Genomic DNA, 20,011 nt, shown 5'->3' on the forward strand with positions numbered 1-20,011 from the left:
TTATTTTAAAAATATGGTATAATTATATTAAAGATTATAGAGGTAAGGAGAACTTTAAAGTGCCAGTTTATTATAATGAAGATAGAAAGACTTGGTATGCGATGTTTTATGCTAAGGATTATAAGGGTGTAAATAAGAAGTATAAGAAAACTGGGTTTAAGAAGAAAAAGGAAGCTCAGGAATACGAATATGAATTTAAGAAAAAAGTTGCTAAATCTATGAATATGTCGTTTCGATCATTGTATGAGCTGTATTTTGAAGATTATAGTAAAAGACATAAACCTACTGCAATTAATACTGTGAAAACTTTTTTTCGACTGCATATTTTACCGTTTTTTGATGAGATTGAAGTTGATAAAATTACTCCTTTTATGATTCGGGAATGGCAGAATGAGATGCTGGAAAAGGAAAATGGGAACGGGAAATTGTTTAGCGAAAATTCTAAGGCTAATATTTATGCGGCTTTGAAAAGCATGTTTAATTGGGCTACGAAATATCAAGGCTTAAATGAAAATCCATGTAAAAATATAGGGACTTTTGGGAGCAAGAAAAATCGTTCGGAAATGAAAATATGGTCTATTAATGATTTTGAAAAGTTTATTGAAGTTTTAGAACTAGAAAATAAAGAGAAAAATGATAAATATTCTGATTTTATTATTGTTTTTAAAATTTTGTTTTGGACTGGGCTTAGGATTGGTGAAGTTTTGGCACTTTCGGAAAATGATATAAATTTGAATGAAAAATTTATTGATGTGAATAAGACTCTTTCACATATAAGTAAAAAGGACTATATCACTACTCCGAAGACTTTTGGTTCAATAAGAAAAGTTTTGTTGCCAGAAACTCTTATTTCAGATTTACAATTATATTTTTCTAAAACTTTAAAAATTAATCGAAATAAAAAAAATATAAAGAATAACAGAATTTTTAATTTAAAAAGTTCACAGCTTCGATATGTTCTAGAAAAATACGGTTTACAAGCAAATTTACCCAAAATACGCCTTCACGACTTTAGGCATTCTCATGCTTCATATTTGCTATTTATTCAAGCTGACATCACTGCTATCAGCAAACGGCTGGGACACGATAATTTGCAAACTACGATAAATACATACTCTCATTTGTATAAGGATGCGAATACCCAGTTAATGGAAAAATTAAATAAATAATTTTATAAATTTGTTTTAAAAACAGAACTTTTATAGAACTTTATAAAAGTTTAAAATACAATCTATTATTGATTTTATAAGGTGTATTAATAAAAATTTGATTTATGTTTTACATAAATAGAAAATACAAAAAATCTAAATAAGCGATTTTAAGCAATAAAAAACCATCGACAATAGTAAATAATGGCTAAGTTGATTTTAGGCTCTTATACGCTTTCTATTACGATGATTTTTTTCTTATATTTTATTCAATTTCACAATAATTTTACTATAAAGTTATAAATTGCTATTTTTATTATTTAGTCAAAATTTTGTTAAATAGTAATTTTGAATTTATATTTTTATTTCTTATATCTGTAATGTATATTTTTTTCTTTCAAAAAGTTTGTATCTTTCGCCATGAAAGCTGTTAATACAAATCTTAAATTTTTTACATTTTTATGTTGGGAAATTACTACAAAATAATTTAATTTTCCAAGTTTTTTTTGATAAAAATGTTCTTTTCGAGATTTTGACTGCTTTGTCACAAAATCTGGATTTTCTAGTACTTCTTTTATTATTTCTAGCGAGATTTCAGGATGTTTTGGCAAAATATGCTCTTCAAACTGATTTTTGCTCATTACTACTTTTTGATGCAGTTTGGCTTTAAATTCGTAGACTTCTATTCGTTTGCCTGTCTTTGTGTATCTAGTTTTTTCCTGTATCATATTTAACCTCTGTTCAAAACTCTTTTTAGCATTTTTTCAATTAAATCTTTTCTGAAAATTGAAATTAAGATAAACCAGATAAGTAGGTAAATCACAGCAAATACTATTAAATTTATTGCGATGTCAAATCTTCCAAGCAAATTTAATTTTACCATTTTTGAAATATAAAAAGAAAATCCTGAAATTGCAAATGTAACAATAAGTATTACGAGATACTTGAAAGTCCGTAATTTTACGTATCTTTTTGCAAGCGAAGTATATAAAATTAAGAAATTTACCATTGCAGCAAATGATGTTGCGAATGTCAGTCCAACGTGCAGGTACTGTCTATATAATAACTCGTCTAAAATAATATTGATACCAATTGCTGTAAATGAAGAAATTACAGGCAAAGTTCTATCTTTAAATACATAATGGCTTCTTGTTAAAAGATGTATTGTTGAGAAAAATAATAGCCCAATTGCGTAAAATTGTAATGTTTCGGATGTTATAACCACACTTCTTGTTGTAAAATGTCCTCTTTTGTAAATCAACGCTACAATTTCCTGTGCATAACCGAATAATATAACTGAAGATGGAACTATTAAAAATGCTAACATGTATAAACCTTGATGAACTACTCTTCGTACTGTTTTCATATTGTTTTTTATCACAGCTTTTGACAATGTAGGAAATATTACTACTGATAATGAAATGGCAAAAACTCCAATTGGTAACAAGTATAGACGGCTGGCATAATTTAAAGCACTAACAGTTCCTTTTGGTAACATTGTTGCATAACGGTTGTCTATAATTTCGTTTATTTGATAGCCAAAAATGCCAATTAGTGTTGGAATCATTAATTTGAACATTTCTACTACATACTCGTCTTTTAAATTAAAAGTAAATTTGTATGTTCTTACTATCTGAAAAAATTGTGGTAACATCATAGTCAGTTGGAAAACACCAGATAGTAAATATGCAATTCCTAAGCCGTAAATACCCATTTTATTTTTCAAAAAAAGCGTTCCAATTATAATTGTCAAATTAAACACAATTCCCATTGAAGCTGCAACTGCAAACTTTTTATAATTATTCAATAATGACGATACTACTCCAGAAAGTGCAATAAACAAAAAATAAAAAGCAACTATTTTTAGAAGAATGTTGGCTGTTTCAAACCTTTCTGAATCTGTAAACTTTGTTGTTATTTTTAAAATTTGTCTTGAAAATATAATCATTAAAATTGACATTGTCGATGTAAATGCAACTATTAAGTTTAATACTGAAAAAACAAATTCATCTGTTCTTTCTTTTCCTTGCTCTTCGATTCCACGATTATAAATTGGAATGAAAACTGTACCAAGCGATCCTTCTCCAAATAATGTTGTAAAGAAGTTTGGAATTTTTGTGGCACTAAAATATGCGTCTGTCATTCCTGTTGCTCCAAATACACTTCCAATAATCATTTCACGGACAAGCCCTAGAATACGGCTTAGCATATTTATTATCATTACTATAAAACTAGATTTAAACATTAATTAATTTCCTTTCTTATTTTATTATATTTCCTTATTCTTCATAGATTTAATAAAAAAATTGTTTTCTTCAACGATGATATCAATTTCCCCGTTCTTAAACATATCTAAAATACAGAGAAACAAAGTTACTATTCTGGATTTGGAAAATTTGTTTTTTAGCAGATGATTAAATTCTACCTGTTTATTAGCTTGGATAATTTGAGAAACTTCGGTATGAGCATCTTCAGCCGAATAGTCATCTTCTTCCAAATTTATAATCATTTTTTCCTCAATTTTATTTTTATTATTTAATTTGGAAGCAATTAAATTTTTTAGACTTTTAAACAAATTATCTAGACTTAAACTGGAAATATCATATTCTGTTATTTCCACTCCGATACTTTCTGTTCCTGTTCTTGTGTGAGGAATATTGTATTCATTTTCATTTTTTGAAAATAATTCTGAAATCTCCTTGAACAACTGGTATTCTATTATTTTTTTCTCCAAATTTTCTATTTTCTCGAGTTTTTTATCCCTATTCAACACTGAATAGGCTTTAATTTCAATCAATTCTGTCGCCATTACCAGAAATTCAACTTTAATTTTTAGATTTAATTCTTTTTGTACATGAATATAATTCAAATAATCGTCTATTATTTGTGAAATATTTATCGCATTTATATCCATTTTCTTTTTTTCGATTAGATGAATAAGCAAGTCAAGAGGTCCTTCAAAATTTTCAATTTTTATTTGTATTATATTTTCCATATTTTACCTATTTTTCTTTTTGATATTTCTTGCGCCAGTATGATATTTTATTTTTCCAGTAATCTACATCCTTGCCTATCTGCTCTTTCAACTCATCCACTGATCCAAATTTTTTTTCGTGCCGAATATTTTCCAAAATTTCAATAAAAATAACTTTTCCATAAATATCTTTATTAAAGTCAAAAATATTAGTTTCAACACTCAATACACCTACATCAACTGTAGGATTTCGTCCAATATTCATAACTCCGTTATAAACTTTTTCATCATCTTGAATACGGATTTTTACACCATAAACTCCAAATTTAGGATAAATTTTATTTTCAAACCGTAAATTTGCCGTAGGAAAACCAATTACACGTCCAAGCTGCTTTCCGTAAACAACTTCTCCAAGAATGATAAAATTATGCCCAAGAAGTTTTCTAACTTTCTCAAAATTTCCTTCCTTGATGTAGCTCCTAACTCTTGTGCTGCTTATAATTTCTCCATTTTCATCCAAAATTGGTTCTTGTACATTTAATTTTATATTTTTTTCTCTTAACAATTTTTTAAGTGTTTCAGCACTCCCGGACTTCCCTTTTCCAAAAGTAAAATTAAAGCCGCAGTAAACTTCATTCGCATTTAAAATATCCACAAGGACTTTTTCTACAAACTCTTCAGGCGTATAATTCCTAACTTTCTCAAACTGCTCCAAATAGAGATAATCAATTCCATTTTCATTTAACAAATACGCCTTTTCTGAGCAAGTCGTTATTTTAGTCTGCTGATTTTTGGGATATTCACTAAAAGTATAAACTATTGTCTTCAATTTTTTTTCTTTAGCCTCTTTCACGGCTTTTTGTAAAATTATCTGATGTCCAATGTGAACGCCATCAAAATTTCCCAAAATAACAATATTTTTATTCTGTTTTATTTCTTTAAGATTTTTATCATAATCAGTAAATTCCAAATCATCATTATATTCCACAATATCCTTTACTTCGGACAAATTTTCTGTAATAAATTTCATTATTAAATCTCGTTCCTTTTTTATTTAATCAATTCACTTACTAGATTTTATCACAATTTCAGTTTATACTCAACCCTTTTAATATCAAACGAATAAAATTAAATAATCTTAGAATAAAAAAAATGAAGAATAATAAAAAATAGCCACAAACTCGTAAATTTATTTTGAGCCAGCGACTATAATTTCTGTTTAATTTTTTCTAATTTTCTATTTTTTTTCTTTTGGCGCTTCTTCAGTAACTTTTTTTTCTTTTTTTTCTACTAATGATGAATTTGATGTATTTTTAGATTCTTCTTTTATAAGAGCAATTTTCATTTTCTTTCTTCCTTCAAATACACCGCCTTCCTGAATTACAAATAAAGCCGAAGTTATTGTAGCATAGGCCTTTCCAGTGCTTCCTATTTCAACTTTAGTAGCTGCAATTTCTCCTGATACTTCTCCGTCTACAATTACATTTTCAGCTGTAACATTTCCTTTTACTATTCCTGTTTTTCCAATATGAACAAGTTTGTTCCCTTTAATATCTCCATTTAGGACACCGTCCATCTTGAATAGAGAGTTTGATTCGATAGTTCCTGTTATTGTTGTTTCCATTGAAATTGTGCTGACACCATGTACATTTTCTTCATTGTTTGCAGAAAATTGGCTACTAAGAGTCGCTGTTTCTTTTTTTTCTTTTACTTTATTACTAGAAAATATTGCCATTTTTACTCCTTTCTTGAAATTAAATTAATTTTTATTGTGAAATTACTCATAATGTTATTGTACTACATTTTCTTTATTTTTTCAAATGTTTTTTTAATATTTTGATGTTAACTTAAAAAATTTTATTCATATACTTAGAAATATTATCAATTACATCTGTTGCATTAACAATATACTGGCTTTTCACCAATTCATCTGCAATTTTACCATGCAAATATGCCCCAATAGCGGCAGACTGCAGCAAACTATACTTCTGTCCAGCAAGTGAACATATTATTCCTGTTAGACAGTCTCCCATTCCACCATTTGCCATATGTGAATTTCCTGTACTGTTTACAAAAAGTCTTTCTCCATCCGTAATAATTGTATTTTTACCTTTTAACAAAAGAGTTGCTCCATATTTTTTTGCAAAGTTCTTTGTTATTTCAAATTTATTTTTATTAATTTCTTCTGGGGAAAATCCTGTCAGTCGTGAAAATTCAACCAAATGTGGCGTCAAAATGCTTCTATTTCTTATTTTTTCAAAAAGTTCCCTGTTTTCTGCAAGCAAATTTAACGCATCTGCATCTAATATCAGTTTTATTGTATTCCCTTTATTGTTTTTCTCAATGCTGATCAATTTTTTAAAAATTGTAAGTACTTCCTGACTTTTCCCAATTCCTGGTCCAATTGCAATTACATCGCAGTTTAAAATTTCATTTTTTAATTTTTCGAGATTTCCATTTATATTGTCAAAATTAATTGGAAAACTCATAGCTTCTGGTACAAATATATTTAATGAAAAGTTATTTTTATCAGTAATCACAGTTGTAAGTCCTGCTCCACTTCTCACACACGATTTTGCCACAATATTCCCTGCACCATAAAATCCACTGCTTCCAGCAAAAATCAATGCTTTTCCAAAATCTCCCTTATGGGAATCTTCGTTTCTTTTTATATGAAAACTCTTTACCATTTCAGGTGTCAAATAATATTCATCAACTAAATGATTGATATTATTTTCATTCAATCCAATGTTTTCAATAATGACTTTTCCTAAACAGCTTTTTATTTTTGGATTTAAAAATCCTTTTTTGTATGTAACAAACGAAATTGTAATATTGGCTTTAACTGAAATCCCCATAATTTCTCCAGTATCTCCATTAATTCCAGATGGAATGTCAATTGAATAAATAGCCTTGCTGTTTCCTGCTACGTTGATTTTTTCGATAATTTCCCGATAAATTCCTTTTATTTCTGAATTTAGTCCTGTTCCAAAAATACCTTCAATTACAATATCACATTCTAAAAGCAACTTATCCAGTTCCTTTATTTTATAAAATATTTCAATTCCCATATTTTTACAAATTTCATAATTTACAAGGCAGTCATGACTCATATTTTCATTGCTTATGCAAAAAATTTTAACATTTTTATTTTTTGAAAATAATTGCCGTGCAATCGCATAGCCATCACCACCGTTATTCCCTTTGCCACAAATGATAAGAAAGTTATTTTCATTTTCATCAATATGTTTTACAAAAGAAATAGCAGCATTTTCCATAAGCACGATGCCTGGTATTTTTAATTCATTTATCGCGAAACTGTCAATTTTTCTTGTAGTTTCATTTCCACCCAATAACATTTTTATCGCCTCTTTTATTTTTTTCTTTTACATTTCATCAAAGCCAAAGTGCATATAGTCTCGTGTTCTAAAGTTTGCTCCCCAAATCCATCCTCTTTTTGTAAAAGCTCGTACTACATCGCCATCAGGTTTTATAGAATACGGATTGCTATTTGGCTCCCAGCTTTTTCCAACAATAGCTTTTCCATTACTGTTCACCTGTGGATTTTCTTCAGGATTTAAATCTATTGCTCGCCCTGTACTGTGTAAACTTTTTAAGCTCCCACGCCAAGAATATCCAATTAACCTTTTTATTGGAAATTTTTCCTTTCCTTTATGTATCTCGTGAAAAATCTCCTTTACCTCATCAGCCAGAACATCCAAAACTTGAAATCTCTCTCTATCAGAAATCTTTTTCCCATCCTTCAACCGCCAGACAGGCACTTCTACCCAGACTAACCTTTCTTCAGCTTCTGCTCTTGTTGAAACATCTCTTATTCTATCCTTAACCCTTTGTTTCAATTCAGAATCTGGATCAGGATTCTCAACCTTTCGCTTAGATCTAAAAGAATATAGATTTTCATAAATATTATTTGCTGTACTTAAAGTTGCTGCTGAAAGTATTAATGCAGTTAGTAATGTAAACTGTTTTATTCTTTTTTTTAAATTTATTTTATTCATTATAATTACCATTCCTTTATTTTTAATTCAATTATGCTCCCATAATTTTAAAGTATTTTTTAAATTTTTTCTTTATCAAAAGCTTCATAAATAACCATATATTTAATTTTATCCAATATTTTTTTCAAATCCATTTCAGAAATTTTGCTTTTTATAACAACATTTTTAGGAATATACAGCATTTTTAAATTTTTAATATACTGAACATATTCAATATTTTTAATCCGATTTTTTCTATAAATACAAACATCTTCCAAATTTTTCAATTTATTAAGTTCTTTAATGTCAATAATGTCATAATTTTCATCATCATAAGAAAAATCCTTGATTTGATTTCTAGTTATCGGATTTATTTCTTCAATATAATCTGTATGAATATTTTCGATTTTATTTAACGAAATGAACCATTTTAAATATCCGTACATAAAACTGTTGCTGTTACCCTGCCTTCTAATGCACGTTCTTTTTGAAATTTCATCCAGCTTGACTAATCCCATAATTCTATTGACATTTTCAAATATTTCACTTTGCTTTGCCTCTAAATCGTAAGATTCAAAATCCGAATTTTGATTTCCCATAGATTTATTAAACTTTTTAAAATTTTTTACAATATCTTTCCCCTCATCATATTCTCCAGAACAGTTTGAAAATATTTCAGATTTCATATTCAGATAATATTCATTATTAACTTTCACAATATTGCTATCCTTTTTTATTTCTTCTTCTAAATTTATTCCATACATTTTGTATCTTTCTTCCAGAGATTTCATTGTAAAATCTTTCCTGTTTACCAAAATATCTTTAACATTTTTATCAATTTCATCCTTTTTTAGAATTTCACTTTTTTCAGGAAAAATACTTCCTTTAATCACATTTACTCCCTGTACCCCTAAATCATTTTCAGAAGTTATTAAATGCTTTAAAACAATTTTATTATTATTTTCTTTTTCTAAAATCGTGCTTTCATTTAGGTTTAGTTCCAAAAGATTCTCAATTTCATTAACCTTATGGAAATTTTTAATATTTACATTGTTTAAAGTAAGTTTAATAATATTTTTCAAATTTGAAATTTTAGAAATATCTGCTTCCTCATCATTTTTGCCATCCACAGAGATGTAATAAACCTTTTCCTGCGATTTTGAAGATAAATTTTTAAAATCCTCAAAATTGACATTATAAAAACTTTTTGCACCAATAAAGAACTTTATCTGTCTGCCAACACTTTTATTAAAATCTTTTGAAGAAACAATTTTTTCATTCATAACTTTTTCAAGCAGTACGAAATCTTTAAAATCACTTTTTGCTTTAAAATTTATATCTTTATCAAGTTTTATAAAATAAGTGCCATTTTTTAATTTAAGATTTCCATTTTTCTTCAGTTCCTGTTTCAAATCTATCCCAAATCGTAAATAAGTATTTTCCAGCTCATTTGCAGAATATTCAAATTTTATCTTATTTTCTTTTCTGATGTTAGAAACAATTTTTACAGAAATAATTATAAAAATAAACATACAACATATTACAAAGAGTATTAATATATTTTTTTTATTTTATTATTTTCCTTTTTTAAATCTCAAAATCCTTAAACTCTTCACCATCCAAAATCTTCACACTTTTAAACCCAACTTTTCTAGCAATTTCCAGACTTTCTTCAAAATAAAAATCAATATTTTTAGTTTCGTGTGCATCAGAAGAAATTGTAATTGGAATATTTTTGGCTAATATTCTTTCCAGTATTGGAACACTCGGATAAGGAGTTTGTGTCCATCCTCTTGACATTCCACCAGTATTAATTTCAATAATCGCATCAGTTTTTGCTATTTCATCCAGTACATATTCTACTTTCTTTTTATACCAGTCAGCATTTTCATCAAAATATTTCAAATTTTTGTTAAATTTTCGTACTAAATCCAAATGCCCAATAATATCAGGTTTTTGAGTATGTACCATTTCCACAATATTATCAAAATATGCTTCAATGAATGTCCTTTCGTCTTCATCTGCATAATTTTTTATTCCGTATTTCAAAATTTCAGGCGTGTTATCAACACAATAATACTCGTCTTTTTTCTTATCTTTCACATAATGAACAGATCCAATCCTAAAATCAAGTCCCATTTCCTTATCAATTTCCTTGTTATACCCAGTATAAAAATCAGCTTCGATTCCAATATAAACCTGCATTTTATTTTTGTATTTTTCTTTTAGTTCTTTTAATTCCTTCAAATATTCCTGTGTTCCTTGTTCCGTCATACACGGTTCTGTATCAAATGCTGTAAAAGAATGCCCCGAAAGTCCGACACTTGTAAATCCTTTCTCTATTGCAGTTAAAATATAATCTTCAGCATTGTTTTTACCATCGCAGTAAAATGTGTGGGCATGAAGATTTGATGGGAAAATTGTTTTTTTAGTTTGCATTTTTATCAGCTCCTTCCTTATTAAAAATTAAACTTTTTTCAATTTTTTTTACACTTTTTTCAAAATCTATAATTTTTTCTAAGATAATTCTGATTTATTTTTTTGTTTTTTGTATTATTATTATTTTTCATACACTTTTTTATATACAAAAGAAAAAATAATAATTGAAATAACAAATACCCAACCTTCTATAATTACTAAATTTGTTACTAATTTAGTCTGATAAAGTCCTGCAAATATATCAATAAAAGTGTGCAATAAAATGGCTATAGGAAATAATATTTTTTTATTTTTAAAATGCACGCTGTAAAAAACAAGTATTGAACAGGCTATATGTACCAAAATTGCGCTAATTCTTTCAATTAATGAGATTTCTAAAGTTCCAAAAGAGATAGAAGCTATTAATTGAGGTATTGCTTGCAATGATTTAAGTTGAACTTGATTATTACCTGCCTGTTCCAAAAGTTTTGCAAACTGTCCTGAATTAATCATTTGGGCAAATACTAGACATTGTATACCAGCAAAAGTAAGTATAAATATCATTTCAATCCCACTATATCCTATCCCATATGAAATAGCAGTTTTCTTATTTTTTCTTTTTTTCAACAAAAATTTAAATACCACAAATCTTCCACTTTCTTCAAATATTCCTGCCAATAATGCTGGAACAATCACAAATACCCATTTATTATTCGCTATATAGTCGCTAATTGGATTTTTGACCTGAAACAAAAACACTTTAGGAATACTTTCTAAAATAATTGCAAATAAAATAAATGTAACAGCTCCAATAAATATAGTTGATATTGGCTCTTTTGTCTTAATTTTCCATATTGCAGCGATTATTAAAGGTACAGCCGTTCCAATAATAATCATTAAAATTATTGCGGTAATAGTACTAGTTCCAATATATTCATAATTCATAATTACCCCCTAATTTTTTATTTTTCATAAATAATATTCATATCTTGTTCTTATAAATAATTCATGCAAAATTTTTGCAATAATAAACAAAAAAAATATTTTTTACTTCTCACCACCCATCTTCTCCTGCTTAACTTTATGATCAATAATATGTCTTTTAGCCAATTCTTCTTTTATATCCTGTATTGTAAGTCCCTGTTCAATCATTAAAACCAAAGTATGATAATATAAGTCTGCAATTTCATATCTCAATTCATCATTATCATTATTTTTAGCCCCAATTATAACTTCTGTACACTCTTCCCCAACTTTTTTTAGAATTTTATCAAGCCCTTTTTCAAAAAGATAACTTGTATATGATTTTTCCTTAGGATTGACCTTTCTATCTTTTATTAAATTATAAAGTTTCTCAGAACTAAAATTACTGTAATTCTCTGCTTCAAATAAAGAATTGAAAAAACAGCTTTCAGAGCCAGTATGGCAAGCAGGACCTTCCTTTTTCACTTCCATAAGCAAAGAATCCGAATCACAATCATATTTTAATGAAACAACATTCTGATAATTTCCCGAAGTTTCTCCTTTTAACCAAAGTTTTTGTCTACTTCTACTGAAAAAACAAGTTTTCTTATCTCTCAAAGTTATTTCTAGGCTTTCCTTATTCATATACGCAAGTGTCAGCACTTCTTTTGTATAATAATCTTGTATTATTGCGGGAACAAGCCCCTTTTCATCAAATTTCATTTTTTCTATTTCCATTTTGTACCCTTTCTTTTCTTTATTTTATAAAAATTTTCAAATTTATTTTATTAAAATCTCTTGTCAAATTCTTTAGCATCAATTTTATAATTGAATATTCATACAGAAAATTAAAATTTACCATTCTGCTTTTCGCTTCTGTACGTAATCATAAAATTTTTTATATAACTGTCTCATCTCATCTGGCGCTTTCATTGAATGTCGATACATAAATTTATTACCAAATTTACTATTGAAGATAAATTTCAAGACAATTACCAATATGATTAATGGGACAAAACGAAATATATTCATTTTTTTAGGCGATAATTTTCCGCAATCTCTTTTCAAAAAACGAAAATTCTTTTTTAATTGTCTTGCTGTCTTATACATAATCTTTCTTTCTGTCCATACTTTTTTTGGATTACTGGCTTCATAATATGCATCTGCAATCGGCACTACTAACGCCAAATGGCAAAGCTGCCAAATATGCATATCCTTTACTTCCTGATAAGGAATATTTGCCTTTTTAAATATCATGGAAAGGGCTTCTGTTCTTTCTGATTTCATTCCAGAAATTTCAGCAAATGTGGTTGGCTGTATTAACCATGGCGTAAGTGCTCCATCAAGTACATCTCCATTAATACTGCCTCCCGCTCCTGGAAAAGCTGGAAGAATTTTTCCTTTTCCACAGATTTTCTCCCATTTGCTATAGTCATCAATAGAGTTTACCATAGTAACAATACATCTGCTCTGATTCATTTTCAATTCCTCAAGTGCCTGATATAGTTGATTTTCTCTAACTGTCAGAAAAATAAAATCATAAATATCATTATCCAGCAATTCAAAACAAACAGAAACATCTGCCTTTTTAATCTTTTTATTTTCTAAATAAAGAAGTCCTTTTGTTTTAAGAACCTCCAATCTCTTTCCTCTTGCATAAACGCTGGTGTCATAACCTGCCTTAGCAAATAAAGCCGCATAAATTGATCCTATCACCCCAGCTCCGTATATTAATAATCTCATATTTTTGTATTCCTATATAAATTTCTATAATTTATTTTCCCAATTTTTTTTAAATATATAAATATATTTTAATAAATCTTCCATTTCAAAAACAGAAGCTTCGTAAATCATTTTTTTGTTAATTTTTCTAAAATCTCTTCTTTTATTCATCTTTTTGTCCTTTCTAAAAATTTAAAATTTAGTTTTATTGTGACATAATTTATGGTATAATATAGATATAAATAATATGTAAAGGAGTGGGTTACTATGAAAATTATACCAATTCGTGATTTAAAAAATACAGTCGAAATTGAAAAATATTGTTCCGAAGAACAAGGACCTGTATTTATAACTAAAAACGGTTATGGACGTTTAGTTGTTATGAATATTGAATATTATGAACGAACTATGCGTGAAATTGAAGAAGCAAAACTTCTACTTGATGGAATAAAAGATGTTCAAAATAACAATACTTTAGACGGCAAAAATACTATTAATGAATTAAGAGGTAAATATGGAATCTAAATATTCTTATCAATTTACTAAAAGTGCTAAAAATGATTTAGAGCAGATTCTTCATTATATCAAAGTAGAATTAAATAATCCAACAGCTGCAACCTCTTTTATAAATAAATTTCAAGAATCCGTTACTAACATTCAGTTATTTCCAAATAGTTGGCCAAAAGTTATAAATAAATTTTTACCAGAATACATTATTATTAGAAAAAAATTGATTAACAACTATATTTTGTATTATTCTGTAAATGATAATTTAAAAAGTATAATTATTTTGCGTATTGTTTTTAGCCATAGAGATACTGACAATATTCTAAAAAATAAAAACTTATGAGAGGGATTTTCTCTCTTTTTTAATTAAAACCCTTTTTTGTTAGATCAATAACATTTTTCAATATCATAAGTAAATTGTAATGTATTTCTTTTTTTTTAAATTTATATTTTTTGTGGAACATCATCAAATCCCAATTCTCCTATTTGGATTACTTTATAAAAGAAATACGACGATAAAGAACTTTGTGATAAATCTTTAAGCCTTCCATACCTATTTATAGTCCAATTTTGTGAAATTGCCCTTTCTCCATATCTTTCACATCTTGTAATGACCGAATTAGCCGCTTGTTTTCTACTAACATTCCTTTCTAAACAATATCTTGAAGCATTTGAAACACAATTATAAATAATTGCAAAAATTTGTGAAACAGAAAAATCTTCTAACAAAGTTTTTAATACACTGTTTGTTTTTTTACCAACCGAAAAAGAAAAATTCACTTTTTCCATTTGATACAATAGATACTCTATGCATTCTTCTAAAGCAATTTTTTTCCAAAGATCAAATGCATCTTTTGAATATTCTTCACTATAAAATTTAGGATTTAATATTTGTTGTAATAGTTCATCATCTAAATTTTTAATATTTATTAAATAAGAAACTTTAAAAGTGTCATATGTAATCGGATAGTTTTTTTCATTAAAACTAAAACTTTCTAAGTCACTTTCAGGATCTATTAAAATTATTTTTCTGTCAACCAAATATTTATAAATTTCTAATTCAAATTCATTAGATTTAGTATAAGGTACTAATTTAAACATTTTTTCTTTTTTACTTTCTATTACATATTCATCTTCTCGCATTCCAGCTCGTATTAAAGCTCCTAAATAAACTTTTTCAAGAAAAGATAATTCATTATAATCTATACTTTCGTCTCTATTATCAAATATTTCAAATAAATTTTCCCTTCTTATGTTTTCTATTTCTATTTCCTTTAGTAGACAATTTGAACACTTACATTCTGTAAATGGTTTATGAAAACAATTTGGACAGTATAATTCATAGTTTCGATACCCAGTATTATTAGTTTTGGAATGTCTATCTGCAACAAGTATTTCTCCACAAAATTCACATTTATATTCAAAAAATTTTTTAGGAGGAAATGATTTATAAAAAACAAACTCAGAAGAATTTATGCTATATTCATTCAATAGATCTGTTACTTTAACTCCACTGTAATATTTATCCATTAATATTTCAATTTCTTTTTCCGATAAATGCTTCAAACTATTATACATTTTATTCCTACTTTCATTTTTTATTAACTTGATAAATTTTAAATCCTCATTTCCACTCCATTATCCCTCAAATACTTTTTCAGCTCCATAATTTCCACTTCCTTAAAATGAAAAATCGAAGCTGCGAGTCCCGCATCAATTCCTGGTATTTTAAATAATTCCTTAAAATGTTCCATATTACCAGCTCCACCTGACGCAATTATCGGAATTGATAATTTTTTAACCAAAATTGATAAAAGTTCTAAATCAAAGCCAGTTTTAACGCCATCCGTATCAATACTGTTCACGACAACTTCCCCAGCGCCGTTTTCCTGCCCCTGCACAAACCATTCAATTGCATCAATTCCAGTGTTTTCCCTCCCACCTTTTGCAAAAACTTTAAATTTTCCATCAACCCGTTTTACATCGACTGACAAAACAACACACTGATTTCCATATTTTTTTGCAGCTTCTTCAATTAATTTTGGATTTCTTATTGCTCCTGAATTGACACTTACTTTATCTGCTCCCGCTTTTAACACTCTGTCAAAATCATCTAGTGTGTTTATCCCACCGCCAACAGTAAGCGGAATAAATATCTGACTTGCCACTTCCTTTAAAATATCAGTAAAAAGCCCTCTTTCCTCAACAGTTGCTGTAATATCATAAAAAACAAGTTCATCTGCACCAGATTTATTATAAAACTTTGCTAACTCAACTGGACTGTCAACTTCTTTTATCCCAGTAAAATTAACGCCTTTTACCACTTTCCCGTTTCTCACGTCCAAACAGGGAACAATTCTCTTTGCAAGCATTTTTGCACCCACTTTCTTTTAATATACAATATTTACATTTTCAATTTCAATTAAACAATTTTTAAAATATTACTTGCTAACTTCCAACACTTTCTTTAAATCTAAATTTCCAGAATAAATTGCTTTTCCAACAATCGCTCCATAAACCCCATTTTCATTAAGTTCCTTTATTTCGTCTAAAAATGTAATTCCGCCTGAAGCTATAATATCTGCTTTTACTATTTTGGACAATTTTTTATAAATTTCAAGATTTGTACCATTTAACATTCCATCTTTTGAAATGTCAGTATAAATTATTGTTTTTACTCCGATATCCGATAATTTTTTGCAAAATTCAACTGAATTTAATTCAACAGTTTCAGTCCATCCCTTTACAGCAACTTTTTCATTTTTCGCATCCACAGAAACTGCAATTTTATCTCCATATTTTTTTACCATTTCTCTTAAAAACTCTTCATTTTCAACAGCAATCGTTCCTAAAATAACTCTATTTACACCTAAATCAATATATTTTTTTATTCTTTCTTCATCACGGATTCCGCCACCAACTTGAACAAAAAAATCACTCTTTTCTACAAGTTCCTTTATAACTTCATAATTTTTAGTATTTCCATCTTTTGCCCCATCCAAATCTACAATATGAAGATTTTTTGAATTATTTTTATTAAAAAAATCCAAAACTTCGACAGGATTTTTAAAAAATACTTCCACCTGATTATAATCGCCTTGTTTTAATCTAACTGCCTGACCGTTATGTAAGTCTATCGCTGGAAAAATCTCTATCATAATTAATCTCCTTCAAATATTATATACTTTTATTTTATAACTCTATTTTTTGATGTACTGCAAAATTTTTCAAAGGAAGTTAGGTCATTCCAAAACATAAAGGAAAAATCCTAATATTTGGAATATCTGCTCTAACAACCATACTCAAATTCTAACTTTGATAAAAAATCTCAAAATATTAATCAAACATTTTTATTTTATCCAGATTTTTTTGAAATATTTTCTTATTATTGTAAAAATCAGTTTTATTCGCCTTTGCCAGCTCTGATTTTATATACCAGTTTTGATACCTGTTGTAATACAATATTTCTTCACTTGGCTTATTTTTTCCTTCAAAATTTTCATAATAAAAATCAATTGCATCCTGTGTACGGTTCTCATTTAAATAAAAACTTATCGCAAACCATCCCATCGTTAATTTATATGCCCACGCTTGCTCATCAGAAATATGTGATTCTTCCGTTTTTGTTTTATCATCGCACATCTTCATAATGGAATTTAAACTTGCAAGTGCCGCTTTTTCATCGTTTTTCATAACATTCCAGATTGCATCTCTTCCTATCGTATATGTTACAGCAATTTTAGTGATTAAATAATCAGGGTATTCCCTTTTAAGTTTTTCATAATTTTTATCAAACGCTACTGTATCTCCTTTGTTAGAATAATACATATTTGAAAAAAATAATTTTGACACTTCATAAGGATTATATTTTTCATACCTCTTAAAATTATTTAATTTTTCAGCATCACTTTTTCCAAGTGCATTATAAATATTTATCAAATTTTCTGACAATACAAAATTCTTCTCATTCTTTTTCAGCAATTCTTCAATTTTCAATGCCAATTTTTTTACTTTTTCTCTGTCAGGTTCACTCACCACATTAGGTATTTCTTTATCCAGTTCTATTGTTTTTACTATTATTTCCTGAGAAACTCCTAATTTTGACAAATCCTGCCTTATCATTTCGCTTCGACTTTTAGCATTCATATTCACTATTGCAAAAATACTCATCAATAATATTATCTTCTTCATAAATACCTCTTTCTCAATTAAAAAATAAATTATCAAAACCAACCTAAAAATGAATAAATTAAGTAAAATAATTACAATTTTACTTTTACTTTACTAATTCACCCCAGTTTTTCAATAACTTCAATCCAGTATCTCCAGATTTTTCAGGATGAAATTGCATTCCATATACATTTTTATTTTTTACAATTCCAGGAATTTTTGTTCCGTACTCTGAATATGTGACAATGTTTTTTGTATCAGTTTTTGCAAAATATGAATGAACATAATAAACATATTCATTATTGTCTATATTTTTTAAAATTTTATCATCTTTAAATCCATCATTTATGGCTAAACTATTCCATCCCATATGAGGTATTTTCAAATCAGAGTTTTCTGAAATATATTTTTTTATCTCCTCAACAGTTCCATTTATAAGCCCAAGCCCTTCATATTCCCCATATTCATAACTTTTTTCAAAAAGCATCTGCATACCAAGACAAATTCCCAAAAACGGCTTCCCTTTTTTCGCTTCGCTTATCAAAGTTTCTTTTAGCCCATATTTTTCCAAATTCCCAATAGCATCTCTAAAAGCTCCAACTCCTGGCAATATTATCCCCTTAGCATTTTTTATCTCTTCAATATCGTTAGTCAGCTTTGTATCCAGTCCGACATAGTTTAAAGACGAAAGTAAGGAAAAAAGGTTTCCTACCCCATAATCAATTACTGCTATCATAAGTAAAAAAATCCTTTCTATTTTATTGTTTGTTTTAATAATTTTATATACATTTCATCATTTTGTTTTATCAATTCTATTCTTCCATTATTCAATTTATCAAATAAAGTTAGTGCTTCTATCGTTTTTATATCATTCCCTGTATTTAAAATCTCACCCATTATTTTTTGTGCTTCATCTTTTTGTTTTTCTTTATTATTCTTATCAATTTTATATGCTACATGACCAATCATACCAATTGTATTTTTTACCAAAAAAAATGGATTAACAACCCCAAAAGCAACATCTAACCCCAACATTTTTTTCATTATAAAAAATGCTATATTATCATTTAAAGCTTTTGAATTGTATACATATTCTTTTAACTTTTCGCTCCATTTTTGATGCTGTACTTTATATGTTTCACATTTTTCTATTATTTCTTTTGTTGATTGTTTGAGATAATCTTCATTATAATTTTGGCTTACTATTGGCTCAAGATATGTTGCAAAACAATACAGATAAAGAGAGTACCAGTATTCTGATATTAATTTACATTTCTCTTCTATATTTTTTAAAATTTCTTCTGCTTTATCTTTTTCTTTTGAAATATCCTTTAATTCATTGATTTGATTTTTGTAAAATTTTATTGCTTGCAGCGAATCCCGTTTTATATTTTGAATAGAAGTTATTGTTGCTTGTTGTTGCATTTCATTTTCCAAAATATAACTTAATGTTTTTTGAATATTTTTTAAAAATTCTTCATTGCCTTGTAATTTACTTTTTTTATCATTTTCAAGAAATTTTTGAATATTTACTATTCCTTTTTCAATTTTTTTTAAACTACCATTAATTTGTGCCATAAAATACTGACCTGTTATAATGGACATTACAGAAAAAATCCCACCAATAATTTGAGGAGTATTAGATAATGGCTCGAATATTGCTTGTCCTACGATTTTATTATTCACACCATTAACAATATTTCCTCTAACACCACGACCATTTTGAGCAACTTTTTGTAACGCTCCTAATCCTTTGTCATATATTGCTCTATAAGCATCTTTATTATTTTGTAAATTTACTACTGCTGGGAACATTTGCATTAAATTATCTAATTTTCCAACTAAATTTATATCTATTTTTTGATAACTATTTATATTTTTATTAAATTCTGATAAATTATCATCAATTTCGATACCTAGTTCTCGCATAGTTTTATTAGAAATCATTTTTTTATCTTTTTTTACAATTTTAATAATTGCATTCCACATTTTTTATCCTTTCTTAATATTTTAAAATCTAGTACTATAAAATTATTTGCCCTTCATTCTTGTTATACCATAAAATTACTATAAAAACAATTTTTTACTTTTTATTAAATTTAGAATTTATA

General features: G+C 27.5%; 21 protein-coding genes. 3 read left to right on the forward strand and 18 right to left on the reverse strand.

The window, feature by feature from the left end:
* Positions 1 to 1,169 (forward strand): site-specific integrase (locus HW275_RS00005; RefSeq protein ID WP_255459972.1); only part of this gene is annotated, 1,169 nt, incomplete at its 5' end.
* 341 nt (positions 1,170 to 1,510) lie between these two features.
* Here the strand turns inward: HW275_RS00005 and HW275_RS00010 are convergent.
* From HW275_RS00010 to HW275_RS00065, 12 genes are all read right to left on the reverse strand, one after another.
* Positions 1,511 to 1,876, reverse strand: a complete 366-nt coding sequence (locus HW275_RS00010; RefSeq protein ID WP_155282809.1) for a helicase — start codon at positions 1,874 to 1,876, stop codon at positions 1,511 to 1,513.
* 2 nt (positions 1,877 to 1,878) lie between these two features.
* Positions 1,879 to 3,393 carry a murein biosynthesis integral membrane protein MurJ gene (murJ, locus tag HW275_RS00015; protein ID WP_178934172.1) on the reverse strand — a complete coding sequence of 505 codons (1,515 nt, stop codon included), beginning with the start codon at positions 3,391 to 3,393 and terminating at the stop codon, positions 1,879 to 1,881.
* Between the two features lie 24 nt (positions 3,394 to 3,417).
* Entirely contained in the window at positions 3,418 to 4,143 is a 726-nt protein-coding gene (locus HW275_RS00020) for a ScpA family protein (protein ID WP_178934173.1), read from the reverse strand.
* A gap of 7 nt (positions 4,144 to 4,150) precedes the next feature.
* Positions 4,151 to 5,152 (reverse strand): bifunctional riboflavin kinase/FAD synthetase, encoded by a 1,002-nt coding sequence (locus HW275_RS00025; protein ID WP_178934174.1) that lies wholly within the window; start codon positions 5,150 to 5,152, stop codon positions 4,151 to 4,153.
* 207 nt (positions 5,153 to 5,359) lie between these two features.
* Positions 5,360 to 5,857, reverse strand: coding sequence for a polymer-forming cytoskeletal protein (locus HW275_RS00030; RefSeq protein ID WP_178934175.1), 498 nt, complete (start codon positions 5,855 to 5,857; stop codon positions 5,360 to 5,362).
* 112 nt (positions 5,858 to 5,969) lie between these two features.
* Entirely contained in the window at positions 5,970 to 7,481 is a 1,512-nt protein-coding gene (locus tag HW275_RS00035) for an NAD(P)H-hydrate dehydratase (protein ID WP_178934176.1), read from the reverse strand.
* Positions 7,482 to 7,508: 27 nt separating this feature from the next.
* Positions 7,509 to 8,141: a M15 family metallopeptidase gene (locus HW275_RS00040; RefSeq protein WP_178934177.1), complete on the reverse strand. Its 633-nt coding sequence runs from the start codon at positions 8,139 to 8,141 to the stop codon at positions 7,509 to 7,511.
* A 59-nt stretch (positions 8,142 to 8,200) separates the two neighbouring features.
* Positions 8,201 to 9,652: a hypothetical protein gene (locus HW275_RS00045; protein WP_178934178.1), complete on the reverse strand. Its 1,452-nt coding sequence runs from the start codon at positions 9,650 to 9,652 to the stop codon at positions 8,201 to 8,203.
* 55 nt (positions 9,653 to 9,707) lie between these two features.
* Positions 9,708 to 10,559, reverse strand: coding sequence for a histidinol-phosphatase HisJ (hisJ, locus tag HW275_RS00050; RefSeq protein ID WP_178934179.1), 852 nt, complete (start codon positions 10,557 to 10,559; stop codon positions 9,708 to 9,710).
* A gap of 120 nt (positions 10,560 to 10,679) precedes the next feature.
* A complete protein-coding gene (locus HW275_RS00055) occupies positions 10,680 to 11,483 on the reverse strand; it encodes a YhfC family intramembrane metalloprotease (protein WP_178934181.1) in 804 nt (267 codons plus the stop codon).
* Between the two features lie 102 nt (positions 11,484 to 11,585).
* A complete protein-coding gene (gene hisIE, locus HW275_RS00060; RefSeq protein WP_178934182.1) occupies positions 11,586 to 12,239 on the reverse strand; it encodes a bifunctional phosphoribosyl-AMP cyclohydrolase/phosphoribosyl-ATP diphosphatase HisIE in 654 nt (217 codons plus the stop codon).
* 117 nt (positions 12,240 to 12,356) lie between these two features.
* Complete coding sequence (locus tag HW275_RS00065) at positions 12,357 to 13,244, reverse strand: ketopantoate reductase family protein (protein WP_178934183.1); 888 nt, start codon at positions 13,242 to 13,244, stop codon at positions 12,357 to 12,359.
* A gap of 246 nt (positions 13,245 to 13,490) precedes the next feature.
* Here HW275_RS00065 and HW275_RS00070 point away from each other — a divergent pair, with 246 nt between their 5' ends.
* Positions 13,491 to 13,748 (forward strand): type II toxin-antitoxin system Phd/YefM family antitoxin, encoded by a 258-nt coding sequence (locus tag HW275_RS00070; RefSeq protein WP_178934184.1) that lies wholly within the window; start codon positions 13,491 to 13,493, stop codon positions 13,746 to 13,748.
* Positions 13,738 to 14,073 carry a type II toxin-antitoxin system RelE/ParE family toxin gene (locus HW275_RS00075; protein WP_178934185.1) on the forward strand — a complete coding sequence of 112 codons (336 nt, stop codon included), beginning with the start codon at positions 13,738 to 13,740 and terminating at the stop codon, positions 14,071 to 14,073. The genes HW275_RS00070 and HW275_RS00075 overlap by 11 nt, the downstream gene beginning before the upstream one ends.
* Before the next feature lie 101 nt (positions 14,074 to 14,174).
* Here HW275_RS00075 and HW275_RS00080 read toward each other — a convergent pair whose 3' ends face one another.
* From HW275_RS00080 to HW275_RS00105, 6 genes are all read right to left on the reverse strand, one after another.
* On the reverse strand, positions 14,175 to 15,308 hold the full coding sequence (locus HW275_RS00080; protein WP_178934186.1) for a hypothetical protein: 1,134 nt from the start codon (positions 15,306 to 15,308) through the stop codon (positions 14,175 to 14,177).
* Positions 15,309 to 15,346: 38 nt separating this feature from the next.
* Positions 15,347 to 16,102 (reverse strand): imidazole glycerol phosphate synthase subunit HisF, encoded by a 756-nt coding sequence (hisF, locus tag HW275_RS00085; RefSeq protein ID WP_178934187.1) that lies wholly within the window; start codon positions 16,100 to 16,102, stop codon positions 15,347 to 15,349.
* A 69-nt stretch (positions 16,103 to 16,171) separates the two neighbouring features.
* On the reverse strand, positions 16,172 to 16,888 hold the full coding sequence (gene hisA / locus HW275_RS00090) for a 1-(5-phosphoribosyl)-5-[(5-phosphoribosylamino)methylideneamino]imidazole-4-carboxamide isomerase (protein ID WP_178934188.1): 717 nt from the start codon (positions 16,886 to 16,888) through the stop codon (positions 16,172 to 16,174).
* Between the two features lie 178 nt (positions 16,889 to 17,066).
* Complete coding sequence (locus HW275_RS00095) at positions 17,067 to 17,921, reverse strand: hypothetical protein (protein ID WP_178934189.1); 855 nt, start codon at positions 17,919 to 17,921, stop codon at positions 17,067 to 17,069.
* Between the two features lie 85 nt (positions 17,922 to 18,006).
* Entirely contained in the window at positions 18,007 to 18,636 is a 630-nt protein-coding gene (gene hisH / locus HW275_RS00100; RefSeq protein ID WP_178934190.1) for an imidazole glycerol phosphate synthase subunit HisH, read from the reverse strand.
* A 17-nt stretch (positions 18,637 to 18,653) separates the two neighbouring features.
* Positions 18,654 to 19,889: a hypothetical protein gene (locus HW275_RS00105; protein WP_178934191.1), complete on the reverse strand. Its 1,236-nt coding sequence runs from the start codon at positions 19,887 to 19,889 to the stop codon at positions 18,654 to 18,656.
* Positions 19,890 to 20,011: the final 122 nt, after the last annotated feature.

It is taken from the genome of Leptotrichia sp. oral taxon 223, from assembly GCF_013394795.1.
Taxonomy (GTDB): Bacteria; Fusobacteriota; Fusobacteriia; order Fusobacteriales; family Leptotrichiaceae; genus Leptotrichia.

Coding starts and splice junctions, on each gene's coding strand:
- HW275_RS00010 (WP_155282809.1), bottom strand. CDS start 1,876: ATGATACAGGAAAAAACTAGATACACAAAGACAGGCAAACGAATAGAA.
- murJ (WP_178934172.1), bottom strand. CDS start 3,393: ATGTTTAAATCTAGTTTTATAGTAATGATAATAAATATGCTAAGCCGT.
- HW275_RS00020 (WP_178934173.1), bottom strand. CDS start 4,143: ATGGAAAATATAATACAAATAAAAATTGAAAATTTTGAAGGACCTCTT.
- HW275_RS00025 (WP_178934174.1), bottom strand. CDS start 5,152: ATGAAATTTATTACAGAAAATTTGTCCGAAGTAAAGGATATTGTGGAA.
- HW275_RS00030 (WP_178934175.1), bottom strand. CDS start 5,857: ATGGCAATATTTTCTAGTAATAAAGTAAAAGAAAAAAAAGAAACAGCG.
- HW275_RS00035 (WP_178934176.1), bottom strand. CDS start 7,481: ATGTTATTGGGTGGAAATGAAACTACAAGAAAAATTGACAGTTTCGCG.
- HW275_RS00040 (WP_178934177.1), bottom strand. CDS start 8,141: ATGAATAAAATAAATTTAAAAAAAAGAATAAAACAGTTTACATTACTA.
- HW275_RS00045 (WP_178934178.1), bottom strand. CDS start 9,652: ATGTTTATTTTTATAATTATTTCTGTAAAAATTGTTTCTAACATCAGA.
- hisJ (WP_178934179.1), bottom strand. CDS start 10,559: ATGCAAACTAAAAAAACAATTTTCCCATCAAATCTTCATGCCCACACA.
- HW275_RS00055 (WP_178934181.1), bottom strand. CDS start 11,483: ATGAATTATGAATATATTGGAACTAGTACTATTACCGCAATAATTTTA.
- hisIE (WP_178934182.1), bottom strand. CDS start 12,239: ATGGAAATAGAAAAAATGAAATTTGATGAAAAGGGGCTTGTTCCCGCA.
- HW275_RS00065 (WP_178934183.1), bottom strand. CDS start 13,244: ATGAGATTATTAATATACGGAGCTGGGGTGATAGGATCAATTTATGCG.
- HW275_RS00070 (WP_178934184.1), top strand. CDS start 13,491: ATGAAAATTATACCAATTCGTGATTTAAAAAATACAGTCGAAATTGAA.
- HW275_RS00075 (WP_178934185.1), top strand. CDS start 13,738: ATGGAATCTAAATATTCTTATCAATTTACTAAAAGTGCTAAAAATGAT.
- HW275_RS00080 (WP_178934186.1), bottom strand. CDS start 15,308: ATGTATAATAGTTTGAAGCATTTATCGGAAAAAGAAATTGAAATATTA.
- hisF (WP_178934187.1), bottom strand. CDS start 16,102: ATGCTTGCAAAGAGAATTGTTCCCTGTTTGGACGTGAGAAACGGGAAA.
- hisA (WP_178934188.1), bottom strand. CDS start 16,888: ATGATAGAGATTTTTCCAGCGATAGACTTACATAACGGTCAGGCAGTT.
- HW275_RS00095 (WP_178934189.1), bottom strand. CDS start 17,921: ATGAAGAAGATAATATTATTGATGAGTATTTTTGCAATAGTGAATATG.
- hisH (WP_178934190.1), bottom strand. CDS start 18,636: ATGATAGCAGTAATTGATTATGGGGTAGGAAACCTTTTTTCCTTACTT.
- HW275_RS00105 (WP_178934191.1), bottom strand. CDS start 19,889: ATGTGGAATGCAATTATTAAAATTGTAAAAAAAGATAAAAAAATGATT.